The organism is Dongia soli, assembly GCF_034044715.1.
Classification (GTDB): domain Bacteria; phylum Pseudomonadota; class Alphaproteobacteria; order Dongiales; family Dongiaceae; genus Dongia_B; species Dongia_B soli.
The window spans coordinates 1224824-1231365 of the sequence record NZ_JAXCLW010000002.1 but is presented as its reverse complement, the minus strand read 5'-3'; the positions used below and the strand labels follow the sequence as shown (position 1 = coordinate 1231365).

The 6542-nt window shown below is 58.9% G+C and carries 6 protein-coding genes; all 6 read left to right on the top strand.

Features of this window, described 5'->3' with window-relative positions; translation table 11 throughout:
- A partial coding sequence (locus SMD27_RS12185) for a PHB depolymerase family esterase (protein WP_320508635.1) occupies positions 1 to 366 on the top strand: 366 nt, incomplete at its 5' end.
- Between the two features lie 601 nt (positions 367 to 967).
- Positions 968 to 1837 carry an ABC transporter substrate-binding protein gene (locus SMD27_RS12180; RefSeq protein WP_320508634.1) on the top strand — a complete coding sequence of 290 codons (870 nt, stop codon included), beginning with the start codon at positions 968 to 970 and terminating at the stop codon, positions 1835 to 1837.
- A 104-nt stretch (positions 1838 to 1941) separates the two neighbouring features.
- Positions 1942 to 2814 (top strand): amino acid ABC transporter permease, encoded by an 873-nt coding sequence (locus tag SMD27_RS12175; protein ID WP_320508633.1) that lies wholly within the window; start codon positions 1942 to 1944, stop codon positions 2812 to 2814.
- Positions 2807 to 3574: an amino acid ABC transporter ATP-binding protein gene (locus SMD27_RS12170; RefSeq protein WP_320508632.1), complete on the top strand. Its 768-nt coding sequence runs from the start codon at positions 2807 to 2809 to the stop codon at positions 3572 to 3574. Before SMD27_RS12175 ends, SMD27_RS12170 begins: the two co-directional genes overlap by 8 nt.
- A 121-nt stretch (positions 3575 to 3695) precedes the next feature.
- Positions 3696 to 5096: an FAD-binding oxidoreductase gene (locus SMD27_RS12165; protein ID WP_320508631.1), complete on the top strand. Its 1401-nt coding sequence runs from the start codon at positions 3696 to 3698 to the stop codon at positions 5094 to 5096.
- 30 nt (positions 5097 to 5126) lie between these two features.
- A complete protein-coding gene (locus SMD27_RS12160) occupies positions 5127 to 6422 on the top strand; it encodes an aminotransferase class I/II-fold pyridoxal phosphate-dependent enzyme (protein WP_320508630.1) in 1296 nt (431 codons plus the stop codon).
- The last annotated feature ends 120 nt before the right edge of the window (positions 6423 to 6542 follow it).

Below are 6542 nucleotides of genomic sequence, written 5' to 3'. Positions count from 1 at the left end.
CTGAAGGTGGATCCGACGCGTGTCTATGTTGCCGGATTGTCTGCGGGTGGTGCGGCAGCGGCCATCATGGGCTTCAACTACCCCGATCTTTATGCTGCCGTCGGGATCCATTCCGGCCTAGCATGTGGCGCTGCGACGGATGTTGCCTCAGCTTTCCGCGCGATGCGGCAAGGAGGTCCCTTGTCTCAGCCTGAAGCGCCGAAGAATTCTCTCAGGATCGGCGCTGTACCCATCATTGTGTTTCACGGTGATGGGGCACGACTGTGCACCCACGGCCCCTCCGACCTTCCACATCGCTCCTCGCGCCCCGTGCAGTTCGCACGGATTTTTTTAGCCTTCGAGTTGCTCTCTTTTTGCAGGGGATGAGGCGGTTTGAAAGCGTGTGCCCGATACCTTGCTCGCGCCAGCGATGAGTAAGTCCGTCTAACCAAGAGGCCCCCAATGCGATCGTAACGTCTAAGAGCAACAGAATCCGTTACAGATCGAGGATAAATTATACCTGTAAGGCAATAAGTGATTGGCATTCCAGGAATGATATCTTATTGCGAATGGCTCCAGGTCTTCAGCCATTCCAGGTTCTCGCCGACACCCCAGTTTCTGCCGGACTCTTGGTTTGTAAAGAGGCGAAGAGGCTGGTGATCGCGCGGCTTCCGGATCTCGACCGGATGGTGGCGTGTTGCCGACCAGGGCGATCTCCTGTGGGTTCGGTTGGGCTAAATTCTCTTATGAGCGACACGAGGATATGGCCTACTATTCAGCCGTGGCTGGGCGCGAATCGTGCTCAGAGGCGAGTCGTGTTTGACGCAAGTAATTCAGCATGGCAGCGCTCAGGCCGAGCAGGTTTGGGTCGATCCGGGCAAGATTTGCTCGCACCCAACGATCTTGCCCGCTTGGGCACATCTGCGGAAGAAACGAAAACATGAATCCGAGCCTGCTTTGAGTCAATCAACCATAGGGGAGTTTTCTAATGTCTCGAGTATCGGTCATTCTCAAGCGCTCGCTCATCGGTCTGATGGCGGCGTCAACGGTCGCCGTGGTTGCCGCACGAGCCGATGACGCGCCGTTCAAGCACTTGCTGCCCGACGCGATCCAATCCCAGGGTTTCTTGAGTGTCGCCAGCGAGATTCAGTACCCGCCGTTCGAGACGTTCGCCGAGGACAACAAGACCGTGGTGGGTATTGACGCCGATATCGCGGCTGCGATCGGCAAGGAGCTCGGTGTCGAGCTTCGATTCGTGAGCACCAGTTTCGATGCCATCATCCCAGGGTTGGTCGCCAAGCGTTACGATATGGCCATGTCCGCTATGACGGACAATAAAACACGGCAGCAGCAGGTCGATTTTGTCGACTACTTCGGGTCGGGTGGCGGGATCATGGCGCGCACGGCTGACAAGGACAAGTACGTGACCTTGGACGATCTGTGCGGTGTTACCGTGGGACTCGCCAAAGGTACGACGGAGGTCAACGACGCGGAGCAGCAAAGCGCCAAGTGCCAGAAGCAAGGTAAACCGGCGATCGACAGTCAGGTCTTCGCGCGTCAAGATCAGATGATCCTCGCGCTTCAGAGTGGCCGAGTTAACGTCGTGATGGCGGATGCTCCCAACGCAGCGGCCACCGCCCAGAATTCCAAGGGTCAGCTTGTATTGACCGGTCCAGCCTACACGAAGTCGGTGTTCGGCATTGTCATTCCCAAGGGCAGCGACCAGTTAGCGAAAGCGATTCAGGCCGCCGTGCAGAAAATCATGGATGACGGCACCTATCTGGAAATTTTGAAAAAGTACGGGCAGGAAAACAACGCGATCACCACGGCGACCATCAACGGTGGCGTGACCGATTGATCATGCCGGCTGATCCATCCACATCCCGCTCGGGGAGTGCAACCTCCCCGGGCCGGCTCGTTCGCAAGACAGTCCCGCTGCGACACCCCGGGCGATGGGTGGCCGTGGCAATTATCGCGGTGGTATTTGCGAGCCTTGTCGCCTCGGCCAGCGGCAATCCGAACTATCAGTGGAACGTTGTCTGGCGCTATCTGTTCTCGGCGCCGATACTCACCGGGTTGTCACATACGGTGGAACTCACCGTGGGGTCGATGGCGATCGGGATTGCGCTGGGGATTCTCCTTGCTGTCATGCGCCTGTCGCCAAATCCGGTGATCTCGACGGCGGCCGGCGTCTACATCTGGGTGTTTCGCGGGATTCCGGTCCTGGTACAGTTGCTGTTCTGGTACTTTTTGTCCGCGCTCTTCCCGCGCTTATCGATCGGCATTCCATTTGGCCCGAGCTTACTGTCGGTCGACACCAATCATGTCATCACTCAACTGACGGCAGCCATTCTCGGACTTGGCCTGAGCGAGGGAGCCTACATGGCCGAGATCGTTCGCTCGGGGATCCTATCGGTGTCACCGGGGCAGAACGACGCGGCAAAATCGCTCGGCATGAAAGGCTTTCTGACGATGCGTCGGATCGTACTTCCGCAAGCGCTTCGGATCATCATCCCGCCGACCGGGAACGAAACAATCGGGATGTTGAAGAACACCTCGATGGTGATCGTCATCGCCTACACCGATCTTCTGACCTCGGTATCGCTGATCTACGCCCGCACCTACGAGACGATTCCGTTACTCATTGTCGCGTGTATCTGGTACCTCGCTGTTACCACCGTGCTCATGTTCGTTCAGTCCGGTATTGAGCGTCGATTCGGCCGCGGGTTTATGCCACGCCGGCAGCCGGGTCGGCTGGCTCGAACCCGCGCGCGATTGTTCAATCGCTCTGCGACCGCCGGCGCCACGCATGCGGCGGGAGGAAGCGATGCCTGATATTCCAATGGTCCAGGCGATTGGCGTCTCGAAACGGTTCGGCCATATCGAGGTCCTCAAGGCCATTGATCTGACGATCCCAAGAGGTGAGGTTGCGTGTCTGCTCGGGCCGTCCGGGGCCGGCAAATCCACATTCCTTCGCTGCATCAACCATCTGGAGAAGATCAACGAGGGAGAATTGTTGGTCGATGGCGAGTTTGTCGGGTACCGCGAGCACGGCGGCAAGCTCTACGAGCTGCATGAGCGGCACATCGCCCGTAAAAGGCGGGAGATCGGCATGGTGTTCCAACACTTCAATCTCTTTCCCCACATGACGGCCTTGCAGAATACCATCGAAGCTCCGATCCGCGTGAACGGCGAGACGAAGGCGGAGGCTAAGAAGCGGGCCCTAGAATTGCTGCATCGGGTCGGCTTGAGCGACAAAGTGGACTCCTACCCGGCCGAACTTTCCGGCGGCCAGCAACAGCGAGTGGCTATAGCTCGGGCGCTTGCTATGCAGCCCAAGCTCATGTTGTTCGATGAGCCAACCAGCGCATTGGACCCGGAATTGGTGGGTGAGGTGCTCGACGTGATGCGCGGTCTTGCCAAATCCGGCATGACGATGATTGTCGTCACCCATGAGATGGGGTTCGCGCGTGAAGTGGCTGACAGTGTCGTCTTCATGGCCGACGGGATGGTGGTCGAGACGGGTTCGCCGTCGGCCCTATTTGACAATCCGCAACACGAACGAACCCGGAGTTTCCTCTCCAAGGTTTTGTAGGAGAATGTTTCGTGGCTTATCGGCGATGGTGATCGCTGAGGAGTTTACGGAACCCGGGCTGGCAGCGACTGAAGGGCGGCGTCATATTTGATCGCTGACGGTACCGATCGGGAAATACATCATGTCTGAAGATTGCGTTTCAGCTCTACAAGCATCATTGGGCGCTGCCGTTTTGAGCGGCGATGCAATACCCGAACGCCACTACAGCGATGCGACCGGGCATGCGCCGTGCCGACCGCTGGCCGTGATCCGGCCTATCTCTACCGAACAGGTGTCAACAGCCATGCGTCTGTGTCACGCGCATCGATGCCCGGTGATCCCGCAGGGCGGAATGACGGGGCTCGCTGGCGGCGCGGTGCCGACGAGCAACTCCATCGCGCTCTCCCTTGAGCGTTTAACTGGTGCCACGGAGGTGGACACGGCTGCCGGTACGCTCACGGCCTGGGCCGGGATGACGCTGGAGGCGACCCAACATGCGGCCGAAAGTGCGGGATTGCGTTATCCGGTAGACCTTGGAGCCCGCGGGAGCTGTCAGATCGGCGGCAATATTGCCACCAATGCCGGTGGGCATGCGGTGGTTCGTCACGGTATGACGCGAGACCAGGTGCTTGGTCTGGAAGTCGTTCTGGCCGATGGGCGTGTGCTAAATTTGATGAATTCGATGATCAAGAACAATGCAGGCTATGATCTGAAGCAGCATTTCATCGGTTCCGAGGGCACGCTCGGCGTTATCACCCGCGCCGTATTGCGGCTGGCGCCGGCCTTGGGTGATACACATACCGTGCTCTGCGCGGCCGTTGACTATGCGGGCGTGGTGAAGCTGCTGCGTCGCCTGCGCGGCTCCGGCCTGTCGCTGGAGGCGTTCGAGGTGATGTGGCAGGATTTTTACGCCATGAGCTGCAACTGGTCGGCGATGGCGCCGCCGTTGGATGCAGGGCTCCCCCTCTACGTTTTGTGCGAGCTGGAGGGCGACGAAAGCCGGCTCCAGGGCATTCTGGAACTCTCCATGGCGGAGCGAGAAATATCCGATGCGGTCGTTGCGGGCTCGAAAGCCCAAGCGCGGCAGCTCTGGAAGATCCGCGAGGCTACGGCCGAGTTTCCGTCCAGGCTGGCCCCTATCAATTTCGACATCAGCCTGCCCATCGGGATCATCGGCGAATTCGCGGCGGCGATATGCGAAAGCTTGAATGAGCGCTGGCCGGGATGCCGCAGCGCCTTCTTCGGTCATATCGGCGATAGCAACCTGCACTTGACCGTCGATGCCAATTCGCTGCCGGTCAACGACGCGGCCGCCCATCATGCGATAGAGTCACTGGTTTATGGTCTTGTCGGCAAGCGAGGCGGCTCTATTTCGGCCGAGCACGGGATTGGCTTGCTGAAGCGGGAATTCTTGCGCCACAGCGTGACAGATGAGAGCTTGACCGTGATGCGCGCCATTAAGCATGCATTGGACCCGCGTGGAATTCTTAACCCTGGCAAGATTTTTACGAGCGAGCCGATCGCGATGTCGGCACTTGCATGATCAATTTAGGCAATGGGGCAGGGGTGATCGATGGGCGCACTGACTGAACTTGACGACCGGGCGATTGATGCACTGCATGAACAAGCCGCCATCTCTTACGGGACATTCAAAAAGCGCGAAGTGCGATTGAACATGGCGCGCGGGAAGCCCGCTCTGGGGCAGCTTGATCTGGTCGAACGCCTGCTCGATTTACCCGGTCGTGGCAACCACGTGGCGCATGACGGCACCGATTGCCGCAACTACGGCGGCATGGAGGGGTTGGCCGAAGCTCGTGCGCTGTACGCTAGGCTTATCGGTGCGCGACCGGAGAATACCATGGTGGGCGGCAATTCCAGCCTCGCATTGATGCATGACAATATCGTCTACAGTATGCTCAAGGGCAATCCCAGCAGTCCATTGCCGTGGAACCGCGCGGGCCGGATCCGCTTTCTCTGTCCGACGCCCGGTTATGACTACCACTTCAACATGACCGAGGAATACGGCATCCAGATGATTTCGGTGCCGCTCGGCGAAGACGGCCCGGACATGGATCGGGTCGAGGCGCTCGTGGCCGAGGACGCCGCCATCAAAGGCATGTGGTGCGTTCCGAAATACAGCAACCCCACCGGTGCGGTGTATTCCGACGCCGTGATCGAGCGCCTCGCGCGCATGCCGGCCGCGGCGCCGGATTTCCGCATTTTCTGGGATAATGCCTATATCATGCATCATCTCACTGAAGAGCGCATCGAGACGGCGAATTTGCTCACCGCATGCGAACGCGCTGGCAATCCTGATCGGGCCTTGATGTTCATGTCTACTTCCAAGATCACGTTCCCGGGCGCCGGGCTTGCGGTCTTCGCCAGTTCCGAGACCAACATGCGATGGTTTCTTGCCAGCGCGAGCAGGCGCTCCATTGGTCCAGATAAAATCAACCAGCTTCGGCATATGTGCGCGCTGCCTGACGAAAGCGCGCTGTATGCCCTGATGGATCAATACCGCGCCATCATTGCACCCAAATTTGATGCCGTGTACGGTACATTTGACCGTTTACTTGGCGACCCGCGGGTGGCCACCTGGACACGTCCAAAGGGCGGCTATTTCATCAGTCTGTACGCTGATGGCTGTGCCCGCCGGACGGTCGAACTCGCGGGCGAGGCGGGCATCGCACTCACCCCGACAGGTGCGGCGTTTCCCTACCGCAATGATCCGGACGATCGCCACATTCGCGTAGCGCCGACCACGTTGTCAGCGGATGAAGTCGGGCTGGCGGCCGAAGGCATAGCTCTTGCGGTGAGGCTTGCCGCCAGCGAACGCGAAAAAGCCCGTCGAAGTTTGCGTGTCACTTGAACGCAGTGATGCGTTGAGGCGAACTGCTACCTACTTCAACGAGTGCTTTTCGTAAAGTCGATCTGCTGCTAGGCGATGCACTGTGTTATTCGGCATGCAATAAGGACCCCGTTTAAGGGG